The sequence below is a fragment of the Candidatus Binatia bacterium genome, from assembly GCA_036563615.1.
GTDB lineage: Bacteria > Desulfobacterota > Binatia > UBA12015 > UBA12015 > DATCMB01.
The window spans coordinates 139365-155816 of sequence record DATCMB010000021.1 but is presented as its reverse complement, the minus strand read 5'-3'; the positions used below and the strand labels follow the sequence as shown (position 1 = coordinate 155816).

General features: G+C 71.6%; 12 protein-coding genes and 1 riboswitch. Of the genes, 6 read left to right on the top strand and 6 right to left on the bottom strand.

Annotation, left to right across the window (positions count from 1 at the left end; translation table 11 throughout):
• Positions 1-4: 4 nt before the first annotated feature.
• On the bottom strand, positions 5-931 hold the full coding sequence (locus VIS07_17685; GenBank protein HEY8517346.1) for an SDR family oxidoreductase: 927 nt from the start codon (positions 929-931) through the stop codon (positions 5-7).
• Between the two features lie 107 nt (positions 932-1038).
• On the opposite strand from VIS07_17685, the gene VIS07_17680 reads away from it, so the two are divergent.
• The 3 genes from VIS07_17680 to VIS07_17670 are packed head-to-tail and all read left to right on the top strand — an operon-like array spanning position 1039 to position 4299.
• On the top strand, positions 1039-1938 hold the full coding sequence (locus VIS07_17680; GenBank protein ID HEY8517345.1) for an LLM class F420-dependent oxidoreductase: 900 nt from the start codon (positions 1039-1041) through the stop codon (positions 1936-1938).
• 56 nt (positions 1939-1994) lie between these two features.
• A complete protein-coding gene (locus tag VIS07_17675) occupies positions 1995-3227 on the top strand; it encodes an acyl-CoA dehydrogenase family protein (GenBank protein HEY8517344.1) in 1233 nt (410 codons plus the stop codon).
• A 25-nt stretch (positions 3228-3252) separates the two neighbouring features.
• Positions 3253-4299 carry an acyl-CoA dehydrogenase family protein gene (locus tag VIS07_17670; GenBank protein ID HEY8517343.1) on the top strand — a complete coding sequence of 349 codons (1047 nt, stop codon included), beginning with the start codon at positions 3253-3255 and terminating at the stop codon, positions 4297-4299.
• A gap of 151 nt (positions 4300-4450) precedes the next feature.
• On the opposite strand, the gene VIS07_17665 is transcribed toward VIS07_17670, so the two are convergent.
• The 5 genes from VIS07_17665 to VIS07_17645 all read right to left on the bottom strand — a co-directional run bounded on the left by VIS07_17665 (position 4451) and on the right by VIS07_17645 (position 12495).
• The gene (locus tag VIS07_17665) at positions 4451-5344 is read right to left on the bottom strand and encodes a hypothetical protein (protein ID HEY8517342.1); all 894 of its coding nucleotides are present in this window, start codon (positions 5342-5344) and stop codon (positions 4451-4453) included.
• 338 nt (positions 5345-5682) lie between these two features.
• Positions 5683-7485 (bottom strand): allophanate hydrolase, encoded by a 1803-nt coding sequence (atzF, locus tag VIS07_17660; GenBank protein ID HEY8517341.1) that lies wholly within the window; start codon positions 7483-7485, stop codon positions 5683-5685.
• Complete coding sequence (gene uca / locus VIS07_17655; protein ID HEY8517340.1) at positions 7482-11093, bottom strand: urea carboxylase; 3612 nt, start codon at positions 11091-11093, stop codon at positions 7482-7484. The genes atzF and uca overlap by 4 nt, the downstream gene beginning before the upstream one ends.
• On the bottom strand, positions 11093-11740 hold the full coding sequence (locus tag VIS07_17650) for an urea amidolyase associated protein UAAP2 (protein HEY8517339.1): 648 nt from the start codon (positions 11738-11740) through the stop codon (positions 11093-11095). Before VIS07_17650 ends, uca begins: the two co-directional genes overlap by 1 nt.
• Positions 11734-12495 (bottom strand): urea amidolyase associated protein UAAP1, encoded by a 762-nt coding sequence (locus VIS07_17645; GenBank protein HEY8517338.1) that lies wholly within the window; start codon positions 12493-12495, stop codon positions 11734-11736. Before VIS07_17645 ends, VIS07_17650 begins: the two co-directional genes overlap by 7 nt.
• A gap of 88 nt (positions 12496-12583) precedes the next feature.
• Positions 12584-12697: riboswitch (guanidine-I (ykkC/yxkD leader) on the bottom strand.
• A gap of 237 nt (positions 12698-12934) precedes the next feature.
• Between VIS07_17645 and VIS07_17640 the strand changes: the two genes are divergently transcribed.
• From VIS07_17640 to glnT, 3 genes are all read left to right on the top strand, one after another.
• Entirely contained in the window at positions 12935-14137 is a 1203-nt protein-coding gene (locus VIS07_17640; protein HEY8517337.1) for an aromatic ring-hydroxylating dioxygenase subunit alpha, read from the top strand.
• A gap of 151 nt (positions 14138-14288) precedes the next feature.
• The gene (locus VIS07_17635) at positions 14289-15086 is read left to right on the top strand and encodes a creatininase family protein (protein HEY8517336.1); all 798 of its coding nucleotides are present in this window, start codon (positions 14289-14291) and stop codon (positions 15084-15086) included.
• Positions 15083-16447: a type III glutamate--ammonia ligase gene (glnT, locus tag VIS07_17630; protein ID HEY8517335.1), complete on the top strand. Its 1365-nt coding sequence runs from the start codon at positions 15083-15085 to the stop codon at positions 16445-16447. Before VIS07_17635 ends, glnT begins: the two co-directional genes overlap by 4 nt.
• Positions 16448-16452: the final 5 nt, after the last annotated feature.

The following is a 16452-nucleotide window of genomic DNA, read 5'->3' as shown; positions in this document are numbered from 1 at the left end:
CCGGCTACTCGTCCGCGAACAGCTTGCTCGGCCCGGCGCGGTGGAAGCCGTTCCACGGCTGGGAGCGCTCGTGCGGCTGCAGCGGCCAGGTGCCCTCGCCGCGCGCGGCGTTCTCGGACGCGCCCGGCAACAGCGCCGACAGCGGCGAGGCGAGGCGCGCGGTCGGCGCGGCGCCGTCGACGCGCAGCACGGCGCCCGAGATGAACGCCGCCGCCGGCGAGAGCAGGAAGCAGATCGCCGCCGACACCTCGGACTCCGTGCCGAGGCGCTGCAGCGGCACCGCACGGTGCAGCACCTTCAGGTGCGGCCGCATCCACTCCGGGTAGGTGTGCATGCCGGAGGACGCGATCCAGCCCGGCGCGACCGCGTTGACGCGCACGCCGCTCGCCGCCCACTCGTAGGCCGCGGTCTCGGTGAAGCTCACCATGCCGGCGCGCGCCGCGCCCGAGTGACCCATGCCCGGCATGCTGCCCCAGAAGTCGGCGACCACGTTGACGATCGCGCCGCCGTGCTCGTTCATCCACTGCGTGTAGCACTCGCGCGCGAACAGGAAGCCGCCGGTCAGGTTGTTGCGCACCACCGCATCCCAGCCCTTCTGGCTGATCGCGGCGAGCGGTGCGGCGAACTGTCCGCCCGCGTTGTTGACCAGGCCGTCGATGCGTCCGGTCTCGGCGAGCGTCGCCGCGACCACCTCGCGGACGCGCGGCTCGTCGCGGATGTCGCACGTGAACGTGAGCGCGCGCCCGCCGTCCTCCGTGATCTCGTCCTTCACCTGCGCGAGCCGCGCCTCCGTGCGGCCGACCAGCACGACCGTCGCACCGAGGCTCGCGAGCTCGTGCGCCGTGCAGCGACCGATGCCGCTCCCGCCGCCGGTGACGATGTGCGTCTGCCCGGCGAAGAGGCCCGCGCGAAAGACCGAGTCGTAGCGCATGCGGCTCCTTATCACGCGGCCCGCGCGGCGTGCTCGCGGTGCGCGTGCGGCACGCACGAGGTCGCCGACTCGCTCGCCGTGAGAGCGTGGAGGCGATAAGGCGGGGCATGCGCTTCGGACTCACGACGCCGATCGTCACCCTGACGCCGACCGGGCACGGCGCCTGGGAGCGCGACGCCGGACCGAACGAGCTGCGCGAGATCGCGGTCGCCGCCGACCGCCTCGGCTTCCACCACCTGACGTGCAGCGAGCACGTCGCGATCCCGAGCGAGGTCGTCGCGACGCGCGGCGCGCGCTACTACGATCCGCTGCCGACCTTCGGCTGGCTCGCCGCGTTCACCGAGCGCATCCGCTTCGCGACGCACGTGATCGTGCTGCCGTACCACCACCCGCTCGCGGTCGCGAAGCGCTACGGCACGCTCGACCGGATCTGCAACGGACGGCTGATCCTCGGCGTCGGCGTCGGCAGCCTCGAGCCCGAGTTCGATCTCCTCGGAGTCGACTTCGCGGGCCGCGGCGCGCGCTACGAGGACGCGATCCGCGCGCTGCGCGCCGTGCTCGGCGAGCGCGAGCCGGTCTACCGCGGCACGCACTTCACGATCGAGGGCTTCGTCGTCGACCCGACCGCCGTGCAGCGCCGCATGCCGATCTGGCTCGGCGGTCGGACGCCGCGCTCGCTGCGCCGCGCGCTCGAGCTCGCCGACGGCTGGGATCCGTTCTACTTGACGCTCGACGAGCTCGGCGCGCTGCTCGAGAAGGCGCGCGGCTGGCGCGCGTGGCGGGAGCGCGAGGAGCGCGGCGAGCCGTTCGAGTTCGTGTTCTCGCCGGAGAAGCTCTTCGACCCGACCGTCGCCGGCGAGCGCGAGGCGATGACGGAGCTCCTGCGCCGCTACCGCGCGATCGGCGCCAGCGCGATGAACCTGCGCTTTCCGAGCCGCAGCCTCGCGCACCTGCTCGAGCAGCTCGAGGTCTTCGCGAGCCGGATTCGCCCCGAATTCGCGGACTGAGATCGCGCGGGCTCGGGTGCTTGCCCGCCCGGCGCGTCCCTGCAATGGGATCCGCGATGGACATCACCTTCACGCCGGAGGAGGAGCGCTTCCGCGAGCGCGCTCGCGAGTGGATCGAGGCCAACAAGCCGAGCAATCCGCCGGCGGAGAACGACATCTTCGCTCGACGCGACTTCGACCTCGCCTGGCAGCGCAAGATGTACGAGGCCGGCTGGGCGGGCATCTCGTGGCCCAAGGAGTACGGCGGCCGCGGCGCGTCCTTGATGGAGCAGCTCATCTGGTACGAGGAGTTCGCGCGCGCCGGCGCACACGAGCCCTCGACGCTGTTCGTCGGCCTGAACCACGGCGGACCGACGCTCATCGCCTGCGGCAACGAGGAGCAGAAGTCGTATCACCTGCCGCGCATCCTGCGCGGCGAGACGGTGTGGTGTCAGGGCTTCTCGGAGCCCGGCGCAGGCTCGGACCTCGCCGGACTCTCGACGCGCGCCGTCATCGACGGCGATCACCTGGTCGTCACCGGGCAGAAGATCTGGACGAGCTTCGCGCAGATCGCCGAGTTCCAGGAGCTGCTCGTGCGCACCGATCCCGACGCGCCGAAGCACAAGGGCATCACCTGGGTGATCTGCCCGATGGACGCGAAGGGCATCGAGATCCGTCCGATCCGCACGATGGCCGGGCATCAGGACTTCTGCGAGGTGTTCTACGACGAGGTTCGCATCCCGCGCGCCAACGTCGTCGGCCAGATCAACGACGGCTGGCGGGTCGCGATGTCGACGCTGAGCTTCGAGCGCGGCACCGCGTTCCTCTCCGAGCAGGTGCGCTTGACGCGCATGGTCGACGAGCTGATCGAGCTCGCGCGACACACGCCGCTCGGCGGAGCGGCCGCGGGCGACCCGGCGCGCACGAAACGTGCGATTGACGACGACGACGTCGCGCGCCGCCTGGCGCTGCTGCGCGCGGAAGTCGAGGCGCTGCGCGCGATGACCTACCGCAGCGTGAGCCGCACGGCGCGCACCGGCGTGCCGAGCTCGGAGGCGTCGCTGATCCGGCTCTTCTTCTCCGAGCTGCAGCAGCGCGTGCACGGGCTCGCGATGGAGATCCTCGGCCCGCAGATCCTAGACTGGGACGCCGAGGAGTCGCCGTCGGAGGAGCTGGGCGGACGGCGCAAGCGCGTCCGCGAGACCTGGGTGTTCCGCTGGCTGCTGTCGTTCGCGTCGACCATCGCGGCCGGCTCGAAGGACATCCAGCGCAACATCATCGGCGAGCGCGTGCTCGGGCTGCCGCGCTGAGCGGGCAGGGAAGGGGCGTTCCGCAATGGACTTGATGCTCAGCGCCGATCAGGAGGCGATCCAGACCTCGGTGCGCGAGTTCCTCGACGGCGAGCTGCCGATGTCGCGCGTGCGCGAGCTCGCACAGGCGGGACCGGACGCGCTCGCGCCGCTGTGGCGCAGCGCGGGCGAGCTCGGCTTCTTCGGCCTCGCCGTCGCCGAGGCGCAGGGTGGCGCGGGCTACGCGATCACCGAGGAGATGGTGCTCTTCGAGGAGCTCGGCCGCGTGCTCGCGCCCGGGCCGTGGCTCGGCTCGGTGCTCGCGGCGCGCGCGCTCGCCGCGCACGGCGGCAAGCGCGACGAGCTCGCGCGCGTGCTGCACGGCGAGATCCGCGCAGCACTCGTCGACGGCACCGCGGCCGCGAGCTCGCTCGTCGCGCGTGACGGCGAGCTGACCGGCCAGGCGCTCTACGTCCCGGACTCCGAGGGTGCCGCCGCGTTCCTGGTCCTCGCGCCGGAGGCGGTGCTGTGGGTTCCCGCGTCGGCCGCGGTCGCGGTCGAGCCGCGCCCGAGCCTCGATCCGACCCGCCGCATCGCGCACGTCCGCTTCAGCGCGGCGCGCGCCGACGTGCTCGCCGGCGGCGACGCGTCACGCGCGCTGCGGCGCGCAGCGGCGGTGCTGTCGTGCGCCGAGGCGGTCGGCGGCATCCAGCGCACGGTCGAGATGTCGGTCGAGTACGCGAAGGTGAGAAAGCAGTTCGACCGGCCGATCGGCAGCTTCCAGGCCGTCAAGCACCGCTGCGCCGACATGGCGGTGCGCGCCGAGGTGGCGCGCTCGTCGACGACCTACGCCGTGGTCTCGGTGCGCGACGGCGCGGCCGATCAGGACTTCCAGGTGTCGGTCGCGAAGATCCTGTGCGCGGGCGCCTACCTGCAGAACGCCGCCGACAACGTGCAGAACCACGGCGGCATGGGCTTCACCTGGGAGTGCGACGCGCACCTCTACGTGAAGCGCGCGCGCAGCTTCGACGTCGCCTTCGGCTCGCGCCTCGAGCAGCTCGATCGTCTCGCGGCGGGGTTCCGCGCCGCCTGACGCTGCCGTCCGCCGCCGGACGCGCGCGGTCGCTGCCTCGTCTGCGACCTACGCGCCGAGTCGCTCGAGCGAAGGCAGAGTCCGCAAAAAGGCGGAAGGCCCCGCACGCCGTGCTCGTGCGGGGCCTTCCTTTCCGGGAGTCGGAGCTCGCTCAGTACTCCCAGGCGATGCCCGCCTTGCCGATGAAGAACGTGCCGTCGCCGCGGTTGGCGCGCGCCAGCGTTCCGGAGAGCGCCATCACGTCGAAGCTCGCGCTCACGCTCCACGAGCCGTAGGCGGAGTCGATGAAGCTCAGCGGCACGCTCGCGACGAGACCGGCGTCGAAGTAGCCGAAGGTGTCGTTGTCGCCGCCCGGCTCCTCGTAGTAGTCGGACACCGACAGGCCGAGCGTCAGCGGCAGCGCGAGCGTCAGCGGGTAGTCCGCGTCCTCGAACAGCGTCACCTCGGGCTTCGCGCCGAGACCGAGGTAGATGCCCTCGTGGTCGCCGAACGCGGTGCCGTCGACCTCGAACACCCACAGCATCGACGGGTTCAGCGCGAACGGCCCGAGCAGCGACGAGTCGTCGAACGCGATCGTCCAGTCGAGCTCCTGCGCGGTCGCGTAGGCGCCGTTCGGGAAGGTGAAGGCGACGTAGCTGATGTTGGTCGACACGAAGTCCCACAGGCCGACGTTGAAGCCGGCGATGACGTCGGACTCGAACCAGTTCGACGGGCTCGAGGTGGCGCCGGTCTTCTTCGTGTGCACGCTGTTCCAGGTGCCGAACGTGAGGTCGATGTTGTTGATCACGCCGGCGCCGATGTCCTCCGCGAGCGTGATCGTCACGCCGCCGTAGGGCTGCCAGATGAAGCCGTCACGCTCCTGCAGGATGCCACGGAAGAAGTAGGCGGTCGTGAAGTCCGAGCCGGCGGCCAGTGCGACCTTGCCCGTGTTGGGTCCCGAAGGCTCGATGGTCGTCGCGGGGGTGCTGCCGGGCTCGACGTCGCCTGCCGGAGCGGGCTGCTCCGCAGCGGCCGTGAGCGGCACGAGAGCCAGGCACAGGGTCAAGACCAATGTCCGACAGCGCGCACCGCTGGGACGCGAGAATGTCGCAAGCATCGCTTCTCCTCTCTCAGGGCTAGGGGCGGACGCGCGGAGCGCTCCGCGGAATGTCGGTCGCGTCGAGAGCAACGCTCATGCCGCCCTGGCGCGCGGAAAGTCGCGGCACTCGCGACGCGTGAGCGGCCATCGCTGCCGCTTCAGCGAGCAGCTGCCCGCGCGCTGTGCAGCGGGCGGGCGGCACTGCGCGGTTCTCGGCCATGGTGGCGTGATCCCTTGCCGCGCTGACGCGATCCTCCGCCGTGCTGACGCGGTGCTCCGTCACGCTCGCGGCTCCTCGACGCCCATCACCCGCCACGGAGCGTGCGCAGGTAGGCCTTCCAGCCGCCGTGCGCCGTGATGTCCTCGGCGCCGGCGACGGCCCACGCCTCGCACACGAAGCCGTGCACGACCGCCCCGCTTTCGAGGGTGACGCTGCCGATGGCGAGCGGCGGCGGCACCTCGGCCACCAGCCCACCGAACATTGTGCTTGATAGTCGCCACACCTCGACCTCGATGCCCGGGCCGGCGAAGCCGGGCTCGCGGACCAGGCCGGGCTTCGCCGGCGTGGTGCCGGGGAGGGCGAAGAGGCGGTAGTCCGCTGCGGTGCGCGTGCGCGCGACGAGCCGCGCGCCGCGCGAGACCAGCGCGGGGTTGAGCGGCTCGCCGCTCAGGTGGGCGCCGACCACCGCGACGTCGACCGTCGCGTCCGGGGACGGTCCGGGCGGCCGCGCCTCGGGCAGCGGCAGGCGCTCGGCGCCCCAGGTCGGCGCGAGCAGGCGGTGCAGGCGGTCGGCGGCGACGGCGAGCGCGTCGTCGCAGAAGGGCGGCGCGACCAGCGTGACGCCGAACGGCAGCCCGGCCGGCGTGAAGCCCGCCGGCACGGCGACCGCGCAGCAGTCGAGCAGGTTCACGAAGTTGGTGTAGGTGCCGAGGTTGGCGTTGAGGCGCAGCGGGTCCGCCTGCACGGCGTCGACGCGGTAGATGGTCGGCGCGGTGGGCAGCAGCAGGAAGTCGACCTCGCGCCAGGTCGCCTCGGCGCGCCGCGCGAGCTCGGCGAGGCGGTGCACGGCGCGGAACGCGTCGGGGGCCGTGACGCCCTTCGCCTGCACGAGGATCTCGCGCACCGCCGGGTCGAAGGCCGCTTCGTGCGCGGCGAGCGCCTCCTCCAGCGCCGCGAGGCGCTCGGCGACCCAGGCGCCGCCGTAGAGCAGGCGCGCCGCGTCGCGAAACGGCGCCCAGTCGATCTCGCGCACGCCGAAGCCCGCGGCGGCGGCACCCTCGACGGCGCGCGCGTAGAGCGCGGCGGACGCGTCGTCCCCGAAGAACTCGCGGTCCGCGTCGGCGAGGACGCCGATGACCGCGCCGTCCTCCGGCAGAGCGCGCAAGGCGCGCGGCTGCGGCGCGCGGGAGTACGGGTCCTCGGGATCGAGCGCCTGCGCGACGCGGCGGACGAGGTCGCCGTCGGCGACGGTCGCGGCGAACACGCTCACGCAGTCGAGCGAGCGGCAGGCCGGCACCACTCCCGTCGTGCTCAGCAGCCCGCGCGTCGGCTTGATGCCGACCAGATGGTTGAACGCCGCGGGCACGCGTCCCGAGCCCGCGGTGTCGGTGCCGAGCGCGAACGCGACGAGCCTGCGCGCGACCGCGACCGCCGAGCCCGAGCTCGAGCCGCCGGAGACGTGGCGCTCGTCGAACACGCAGCGCGGCGCGCCGTACGGCGAGCGCACGCCGACGAGGCCGGTCGCGAACTGGTCGAGGTTGGTCTTGCCGAGGACGAGCGCGCCCGCGGCGCGAAGGCGCGCGACCACCGGCGCGTCGCGCTCGGGACGATAGGCGAACGGCGGACAGGCGCAGGTCGTCGGCAGGTCGGCAACGTCGATGTTGTCCTTGACGGCGCACGGCACGCCCCAGAGCGGCGGCCGCGGCGTCGTGCGCGGCAGCGCGCGCGCTTCCGCCAGCACCTCGTCGCGCGGCCGCAGCGTGATCCACACCGCGGGGTCCGGGCAGGCGGCGATCCGCTCGTAGGCCGCGGCGACGACGTCCGCGGGATCGGCGCCGTCGTCGTAGGCGCGTGCAAGCGCGTCGATGGTGAAGACGTCGGCGCTCACGCCGCCTCCGCCAGCACCATCAGGCGCTGGCCGGCCTGCACGGTCCGACCCGGCTGGCAGCCGATCTCGGCGACGATCCCCGCGCTCGGCGCGACGACCTCCATCTCCATCTTCATCGACTCGAGCACGACCACCACCTGTCCGGCGGCGACGCGCTCGCCCGGCTCGACGAGCACCTTCCAGACGTTGCCCGGCACGGGCGAGGTCACCGCGGCGTGGCCGTCGGCGAGCTGCGGCTCGTCGTCGGTCGGCGGCGGGACGTCGTCGTCGGCGACGTAGGTCGCGAGGCCGAGCTCCTGCCAGCGCCGGCGCTCCTCCGCGAACGCCGCCTGCTGACGCTGCTTGAAGCGCGCGATCGAGTCGCGCTCGGCTTCGAGGAACCGCAGGTGGTCGGCGAGGCGGAAGGTCGAGGGCTCGATGCGCAGCTCGTAGGCGCCGTGCAGGAACGCTTCGCGCGCTTCGAGCAGCTCGCATCCGTCGACCGGGAAGAAGCGGATCTCGTCGAAGAAGCGCAGCAGCCAGGGCTTGCCGTCGGTGAAGCTCGACGTCTGCCGCCAGGTGTTCCACACCTGCACCGTGCGGCCGACGAGCTGGTAGCCGCCGGGGCCCTCCATGCCGTAGACGCAGAGGTACGCGCCGCCGATGCCGACCGCGTTCTCCGGCGTCCAGGTGCGCGCCGGGTTGTACTTGGTCGTCACCAGACGGTGGCGCGGGTCGACCGGGGTCGCGACCGGCGCGCCGAGGTAGACGTCGCCGAGCCCGAGGACCAGGTAGCTCGCGCCGAAGACGATTTGCTTGACGGCGTCCTCGTCGGGCAGACCGTTGATCCGCCGGATGAACTCGAGGTTCGACGGACACCACGGCGCGTCCGGACGCACGAGCTCCTGGTACTTGCGCATCGCGAGCCGGGCCGCCTCGTCGTCCCACGAGAGCGGCATGTGCACGATGCGCGTCGGCACCTCGATCGCGTCGACCGCGGGGAGCGCCGCGAGGTGCTCGTCGAGCAGCGCGAGCACGCGCGGCATCGGCAACACGCGCGCGTCGAAGTGGAGCTGCAGCGAACGGATGCCGGGCGTCAGATCGAGGAGGCCCTCGGGGCGCTCGCGCGCGATCGACTCCATCAGCGCGTGCACCTGGAAGCGCAGCGTCAGATCGAGCGCCGGCTCGCCGAGCTCGACCAGCAGGTAGTCGTCGCCGCAGCGGCGGATGCAGACCGCCGTGCCCCGCACTTCCGTGCGACGCACGATCGCCTGCTCGGCGTCGCCGCCGCTGCGCGACGGGGGCAGCGGCGTCGTCGCGGGTTCCGCGAGCGTCTCGATCGCGCGATCCTGTACTGCGCGCAGGCGCTCGGCGTCGGCGGCGTCCAGGCGCACGAAGCGCACGCGGTCACCCGCCTTGAGCTGCCCGAGCTTCCACAGCTCGGCCTGCACGACCGTCACCGGGCAGACGAAGCCGCCGAGGCTCGGGCCGTCGGGTCCGAGCAGGATCGGCATGTCGCCGGTGAAGTCGAGCGTGCCGACCGCGTAGGCGTTGTCGTGGATGTTCGACGGGTGCAGCCCAGCCTCTCCGCCGTCGGGACGCGCCCACTCGGGCTTCGGCCCGATCAGGCGCACGCCGGTGCGCGCGCTGTTGAAGTGCACCTCGTACTCGGCTTCGAACAGCGTCGCGACGTCGCGCTCGGTGAAGAAGTCGGGCGCGCCGTGCGGGCCGTAGAGGACGCCGAGGCGCCACTCGCGCCCGAGCTCGGGGCGCAGCGCGTCCGGCAGCGGGCCCGGGTAGGGCGGCGCGATGGCACCCTCGCGGCGCACGTGCAGCACGTCGCCCGCGCGCAGCACGCCGGTCGCGTGGCCGCCGAAGCCGCCGAGCGAGAACGTCGCGCGGCTCCCGAGGTAGAGCGGCGCGTCGAAGCCGTTGCGCACCGCGAGGTAGGCGCGCTGCCCGGGGCCGGCGACGGCGCCGACCGCCAGCACCTGGCCCGGCGCGACCTCGACCGGCGTGAACCACGGCACCGGCGTGCCGTCGAGCGTGGCCGGCATCTCGGCACCCGTCAAGCATATCCAGGTCGCGCAGCGGAAGCGCAGAGTCGGACCCGAGAGGGTCATCTCGAGCGTCGCCGCATCCGACGGGTTGCCGAGCAGACGGTTCGCGAGCCGGTGCGAGAGCGGGTCCATCGGCCCGCTCGGCGGCACGCCGACGTCCCAGTAGCCGACGCGCCCCGGCCAGTCCTGCAGGCTGCTCTGCGCGCCGGGCGCGAGGACGTCGATCGTCGGCGAGGCGTCGTCGAAGGCGGCGAGCGCGCGCGTGCTCACCTCGCCCGCCTCGAGCATCGGCGACGCCGCGATCGCGCGCAGATAGTGCAGGTTGGTCGCGATGCCGTGCAGCTCGGTCGCAGCGAGCGCGTCGCGCAGGCGGCGCAGCGCTTCGTCTCGGTTCTCGCCGCGCACGATGAGCTTGGCGAGCATCGGGTCGTAGTACGGCGTCACCTCGGTGCCGCTCTCGACCCAGCCGTCGACGCGCGCGTCCTCCGGCAGCGCGACGTGCGTCAAGCGTCCGGCGCAGGGCAGGAAGCCCTTGCCCGGATCCTCCGCATAGAGCCGCACCTCGATCGCCGCGCCGCGCGGCTCGGGCACGAGCGTTTCGAGCGGCGGCAGATCGCCCGCCGCCTGACGCACCATCCACTCGACGAGGTCGACGCCCGTCACCTCCTCGGTGACGCCGTGCTCGACCTGCAGGCGCGTGTTGACCTCGAGGAAGTAGAAGCGATCCTCCGCGCGATCGTAGATGAACTCGACCGTGCCCGCGGACTCGTAGGCGACGCTGCGCCCGAGGCGTACCGCGGCGTCCAGCATCGCGGCGCGCGTCGCGGGAGGCAGGTCGGGCGCCGGCGTCTCCTCGAGGACTTTCTGATTGCGGCGCTGCAGCGAGCAGTCGCGCTCGCCGAGCGCGACCACCGTGCCGCGGCCGTCGCCGAAGATCTGCACCTCGACGTGCCGCGCGCGCTCGACGTACTTCTCGAGGTAGACGGCGTCGTCCTTGAAGTTGGCGAGGCTCAGGCGCCTGACGGTGGCGAGCAGCGAGTCGAGCTCGTCTGGTCCGTGGCAGAGCTGCAGCCCGATGCCGCCGCCGCCGGCCGAGCTCTTGAGCATCACCGGGTAGCCGATGCGCTCGGCCTCGCGGCGCGCCTGCTCGACGCTCGTCAGCAAGCCGCTGCCGGGCAGCAGCGGCACATCGCACGCGGCCGCCGCGTCGCGCGCCGCGTGCTTCGAGCCGAAGGCGCGGATGTGCTCGGGGCGCGGACCGATGAAGCGGATGCCCTCCGCGGCGAGACGCTCGGCGAACTCGAGGTTCTCGCTGAGAAAGCCGTAGCCGGGGTGGACGGCGTCCGCGCCGGTCGCCTTGCACGCCGCGACGACGCGATCGACGTCGAGGTAGCTCTGCGCGGCCGGCGGCGGGCCGACGCACACCGCCTCGCCCGCGAGCGCGACGTGGCGCGCGTGGCGGTCGGCTTCCGAGTAGATCGCGACGCTCGCGACGCCGAGGCGGTCGAGCGTGCGCACGATGCGGCACGCGATCGCGCCGCGGTTGGCGATCAGGACCTTGCGGAACATCAGGCGCGCGGCGGGAAGATCAGCACCTCGATCGGCGTCGGGTTCCAGGCGTTGCACGGGTTGTTGAGCTGCGGGCAGTTCGAGATCAGCGCGATCACGTCCATCGCCGCGACCAGCTCGACGTACTTGCCGGGACCCGACACGCCGTCGGCGAAGGTGAGCCCGCCGTCCGGCGTGATCGGGACGTTCATGAAGAAGTTGATGTTGTGCGTGATGTCGCGCTTCGTGAGGCCGAGGTGGTCGTTCTCCGCGACCGAGAGCAGCCACGAGTCGCGGCACGCGTGCATGGTCTTCTTCTCGAGCGCGTAGCGGACGGTGTTGGACTCGGTCGCGCACGCGCCGCCGAGCGTGTCGTGACGTCCGACGGTGTCGGCGACGATCTCGAGCAGCACGTTGCCGCCGGTCGACAGCAGCTTCGTCCCGACGCCGAGGTAGACGTTGCGCTGCGCGCGGATCGTGTCGACGGCGCTGTAGCGGTCGGCAGGATCGGCGGCGTTGTAGAAGAGCGTGTCCGCCGCCTGATTGCCCTCGAGGTCGACGATGCGCAGCGCCTCGCCGGCGCGCACGACGTGCATCCAGTAGTCGCCGGCGGGGACGACCTTGCGGTAGGTCGCGGTCGCCGGGTCGCGATCGCTCTCCTTCAGCAGCATGACGCACCCCCGCGATCGAGCAGGTGGTAGAGGCGGTTGTTCTCGAAGCCGCGCTCGTTCTCCGGTCGCGAGCGGCGCGCGAAGTCGTCGTCCGCGACCGGTGGTGCGACGCGCAGCTCGTAGCGGATCGGACGGCGCGGGTACTCGGGCGACGGATCGAGCGGGTGCGGGCAGGTGTGGAAGAGCACCAGCGTGTCCATCTCGAAGCGCAGGTCGACGTGGTCGCCGGGCTTCGAGTTGCCGGGGACGTAGGTCATCGCGCCGTCCTCGGCGACCGTCACCTTGCTGAACCAGTTGACGTTCGCTGCGAGGTCACGCCGGCCGAGGCCGTACTTGCCGGCCTCGACGAGGAAGCTCTCGTAGCCGGCGAGCGTCCAGTCGTTGCGATGCTCCTGGTAGGATTTGAGGCCCCAGCGCTCGGCGATCATCGCGCGCGTCGACGTGCCGCACGCGGTGTCGTGCCAGCCGACCGTGTCGTCGACGATCGAGCAGAAGATGCGGCCCATGTCGGAGTAGAGACAGTTGCCGCGCGTCAGCTTGAAGGTGTGCTGGCACTTGAGCGTGTCGGGCGCGTTGTAGCGCTCGAGCGGATTCGCCGGGTTGTAGAAGAGCATCCCGACGTTCGCGTCGCCGGTGAGGTCGACGAGGCGCAGCAGCGTGCCCCGGCGCAGGACGAAGGACCAGTGCTTGCCGCCGGGAATCTCCTCGGCCCAGAGCAGCTCGCCGGGCTCGTGTCCTCGCGGTTCGTCCATCTTCGGCACCCTCCGGATATTCGTTGCTTGCCGGGGATGCCGATCGGTGGGCCGCACGCGGGGGTCCACCGAGCATCCTCGGCGTCGGGCCTCCCGGGCTTTTGTCCCGCCGTGTGTTCGGCGCGCTCGACCGCGCCGAAGTGCGACCCTCGGACCAGCCGCGCGGATGCGCGTCCGCGCCGGAACCCTAGTCGCTGCTGCGCGCGGTGGGAGCGAGAAGCATGCCACCGCGGAGCGCGCGTCTTTGCGCGCTCGCGTGAGCGTCGCGCGCGCTCGCGTTGCTCACGGCGTGCGCACGCTGATCAAAGCGCGAGCAGCGCGCGCGTCGCCGACGACGTGGGCAGCGGGCGCTGCTTCGTCGAGCACGCGCGATCGCTGCGACGCGCGCGCGCGTCGCAGAAACGCAGAAGATGCGTGGTTCGCAGCAGGGGAGCGGAACTTGCTCTCGACGCGCGGCATGGTCGCTCTCGCCACTTCGTTCGACATCAGCGCGCCGCCGCTGACCTTCGAGGAGTACCTGCGCACCTGGACGCCGACGCCGATCGAGCACGCGCGGACGTTCCCCGCGTTCATGTACACCGACCCCGCGGTGTTCGAGCTCGAGCGCACGCGCTTCTTCGCGCGCCGCTGGCTCTACGTCGCGCACGTCGACGAGCTGCCCGCTCCGAGCACGTACGTCGCGACCAGCGTCGCCGGCTTCCCGATCCTCGTCGTGCGCGACAAGAAGGGCACGCTGCGCGCGTTCCACAACGTCTGTCCGCACCGCGCAGCACCGGTCGCGCAGGGCTGCGGCGAGGCGTCGATCTTCACCTGCCCGTATCACGCCTGGTGGTTCGATCAGGAAGGACGCTGCGGCGGCGCGCCCGGCATCGACAAGCTGCCGTGGTTCCGCAAGGAGGACAACGGCCTGGCACCCCTGAAGCTCGAGACCTGGGGGCCGTTCATCTTCGTCAACCTCGACCCGGCGGCGGGACCGCTCGCGGAGCAGATGGGCGACCTCGGCGAGGTCTTCGCCGGCGTGCGCTTCGAGGAGTGGAAGCGCGTCTACGCCAAGGACTACTTCACCGACTCGAACTGGAAGCTCTACGTCGAGAACAACGCGGAGTTCTACCACGAGCCGTTCGTCCACAAGTCGGTGTACGGGACCAACGACGTGTCGTGGAACAACAGCCACCACCTGATCACCGCCGAGGTCCACGACTTCTCGTACCGCCAGTACACGCCGTTCGCGCCCGACAGCCCGGAGCTCACCGGCGGCATGCCGCGCGCGACGATGAAGCTCGACATGGACGAGCGCTGGCTGCGCGGCAGCTCGATCATGAGCTTCTGGCCGAACTTCGCGTGGATCGTGAACCCGAACCTGGTGATCATCTACCTCGTCGACCCGCAGTCGGTGACGCGCACGCGCGTGCGCTGGGAGTGGCTCGTGCCCGACACGCCCGAGGCGCTCGCCGAGGAGAACCTGAAGCCGCTGCGTGAGCTCTACGACCAGGTGCAGCAGGAGGACATGGATCTCCTGCCGCAGGTGCAGATGGTCGCCAACTCGCCCGGATACATCCGCGGCCCGTTCTTCCCGCAGAAGGAGCTCGGCGTGCACCGTTTCGACGAGCTTCTGATGGAGCACCTCACCGGACGTCGCTGACGACGTCGCTGCCCGCGTCGTGGGCGCGTGCCCGCGATGCGGGCGGCGATTGCCGCTTGCGCATGCACCACCCACGACGAAACCCCGCGCCACGGGCGTCTGCGCGCCCGGGCAGGTGGCATCTCAGTTGCTGCCGGGACGCCATCGACGCATGAGCCCGTCCTCACACGAACCGCGGCCCGTCCTCTGGCAATACTTGACGTGGCCCGAGATCGCGTCGCTGCGGGACGCGGGCATGGACATGGTGATCCTGCCCGTCGGCTCGACCGAGCAGCACGGTCCGCACCTCGCGGTCGACACCGACACGGTGACCGCGACCTCGGTCGCGCATGCGGTGTCGGCGCGCACCGGCGTGCCGGTGCTGCCGTCGGTGCCCTACGGCTGCTCGCTCGGGCACTCGCACCGCTGGCCGGGCGCGCTGTCGCTCGAGCCGCAGACGCTCGCGCAGCTCGTCTTCGAGTGCGGATCGTGGGCGATCCGCGCGGGCTTCCGGCGGATCCTGATCGTGAACGGCCACGTGACCAACGCCGCGCCGCTGCGCTGCGCGCTCGAGCTGCTGCGCTCGCGCTTCGACGACTGCATGGTCGCGCTGCGCGACGTCGGCGCGGTGTCGGAGCGCGTGCGGCGCGCGTTCCTGAGCGACGCCGAGGACTGGCACGCGAACCGCGCCGAGACTTCGCTGATCCTGGCGCTGAGCCCGGAGCGCGTGCGCGCCTCCGAGCTCGCGAGCGCGGACGATCCCGACCGCACGCGCGGCCTGCTGTTCGCGCACCCCGTCAACCGCACGAGCACGAACGGCGTCACCGGCAGCCCGAGCGGCGCGACCGTCGAGCTCGGACGCGAGCTGTTCGCGATGATCGTCGACGATCTGACCGAGCAGGTGCGGGCGGGGCTGCGCGAGAGGCCGCCGCTCGAGGCGGGCTCCTTCGCGGAGGAAGCACGTCGATGAGCCCCGAGGCCAGCGACACGATCGTCAAGAAGAAGCAGGAGCTGCGCGACGCGGGCGTGCGCTACTGCATCGGCGCCTACGTCGACATCCACGGCCGGCCGAAGGCGAAGTGCGTTCCGATCGAGCACTTCGAGCACATGATGCACGGCTCGGAGCTGTTCACCGGCTACGCGCTCGACGGCCTCGGGCAGGAGCCGAACGACGACGAGATCAGCGCGCAGCCCGACCTCGACCGCCTGATCCGCATTCCGTGGCGCAAGGACGTCGCCTGGATCCCGGCCGACAACTACTTCCACGGCGAGCCCTATCCGCTGAGCACGCGCGTCGTGCTGCGCCGCGTCCTCGCCGAGGCCGAGGCGATGGGCTTCACCTTCAACACCGGCATCGAGTGCGAGGTCTACGTGCTGCGCGAGGAGGGCGGTCGCCTCGTCGTGCCGGACGCGACCGACGATCTCGTCAAGCCCTGCTACGACGTGCGCGGTCTGCTGCGCGCGTTCCCGTTCCTCGACCGCATGGTCACGTACATGAACGAGCTCGGCTGGGACGTCTACTCGTTCGATCACGAGGACGGCAACGGCCAGTTCGAGTTCGACTTCGGCTACACCGACGCGCTCACCATGGCCGATCGCTACGTGTTCTTCCGCCACATGGCGGGGCACGTCGCGTCGGAGCTCGGGCTCGTCGCGACCTTCATGCCGAAGCCGTTCGCCGGCAAGACCGGCAACGGCGCGCACCTCAACATGAGCCTCGCCGACACCTCGACCGGACGAAACTTGTTTGCCGTGCCGAAGAGCGAGGATCCGCGCGGGCTCGGCCTCTCGAAGCTCGGCTACCAGTTCATCGCTGGAATCCTGCGTCACGGACGCGCGCTGTGCGCCGTGCTCGCGCCGACGGTGAACAGCTACAAGCGCCTGATCCGCCGCGGCGCGATGAGCTACTACTCGTGGGCGCCGGTCTTCAACTCGTTCGGCACCAACAATCGCTCGAACTCGCTGCGCGTCCCGATGGCGGGGGGACGCTGCGAGTGCCGCAACGCCGACTCGTCGATGAATCCGTATCTCGCGTCGGCGCTGTGTCTGGCGGCGGGGCTCGAAGGGATCCGGGAGGGGCTGGATCCCGGCGAGCCCCACGCCGAGAACCTCTACGAGCTCAGCGACGCGCAGCTCGCCGCGGCCGGCGTGCAGCCGTTGCCGCGCACGCTCGGTGAAGCGGTCGAGTCGTTCGAAGCCGATCCGTTCGTCGAGCGCGTGCTCGGTCCGGAGCTGTGCGCGGAGTTCGTCAAGTACAAGCGCGCCGAGTGGGAGGAGTACCACCAGCACGTGAGCGACTGGGAGATCGCTCGCTACGCGAAGTTCTTCTGAGCCAC

Coding starts and splice junctions, on each gene's coding strand:
- VIS07_17645 (HEY8517338.1), bottom strand. CDS start 12,495: ATGGACGAACCGCGAGGACACGAGCCCGGCGAGCTGCTCTGGGCCGAG.
- VIS07_17635 (HEY8517336.1), top strand. CDS start 14,289: ATGAGCCCGTCCTCACACGAACCGCGGCCCGTCCTCTGGCAATACTTG.
- VIS07_17670 (HEY8517343.1), top strand. CDS start 3,253: ATGGACTTGATGCTCAGCGCCGATCAGGAGGCGATCCAGACCTCGGTG.
- VIS07_17680 (HEY8517345.1), top strand. CDS start 1,039: ATGCGCTTCGGACTCACGACGCCGATCGTCACCCTGACGCCGACCGGG.
- VIS07_17675 (HEY8517344.1), top strand. CDS start 1,995: ATGGACATCACCTTCACGCCGGAGGAGGAGCGCTTCCGCGAGCGCGCT.
- VIS07_17685 (HEY8517346.1), bottom strand. CDS start 931: ATGCGCTACGACTCGGTCTTTCGCGCGGGCCTCTTCGCCGGGCAGACG.
- glnT (HEY8517335.1), top strand. CDS start 15,083: ATGAGCCCCGAGGCCAGCGACACGATCGTCAAGAAGAAGCAGGAGCTG.
- uca (HEY8517340.1), bottom strand. CDS start 11,093: ATGTTCCGCAAGGTCCTGATCGCCAACCGCGGCGCGATCGCGTGCCGC.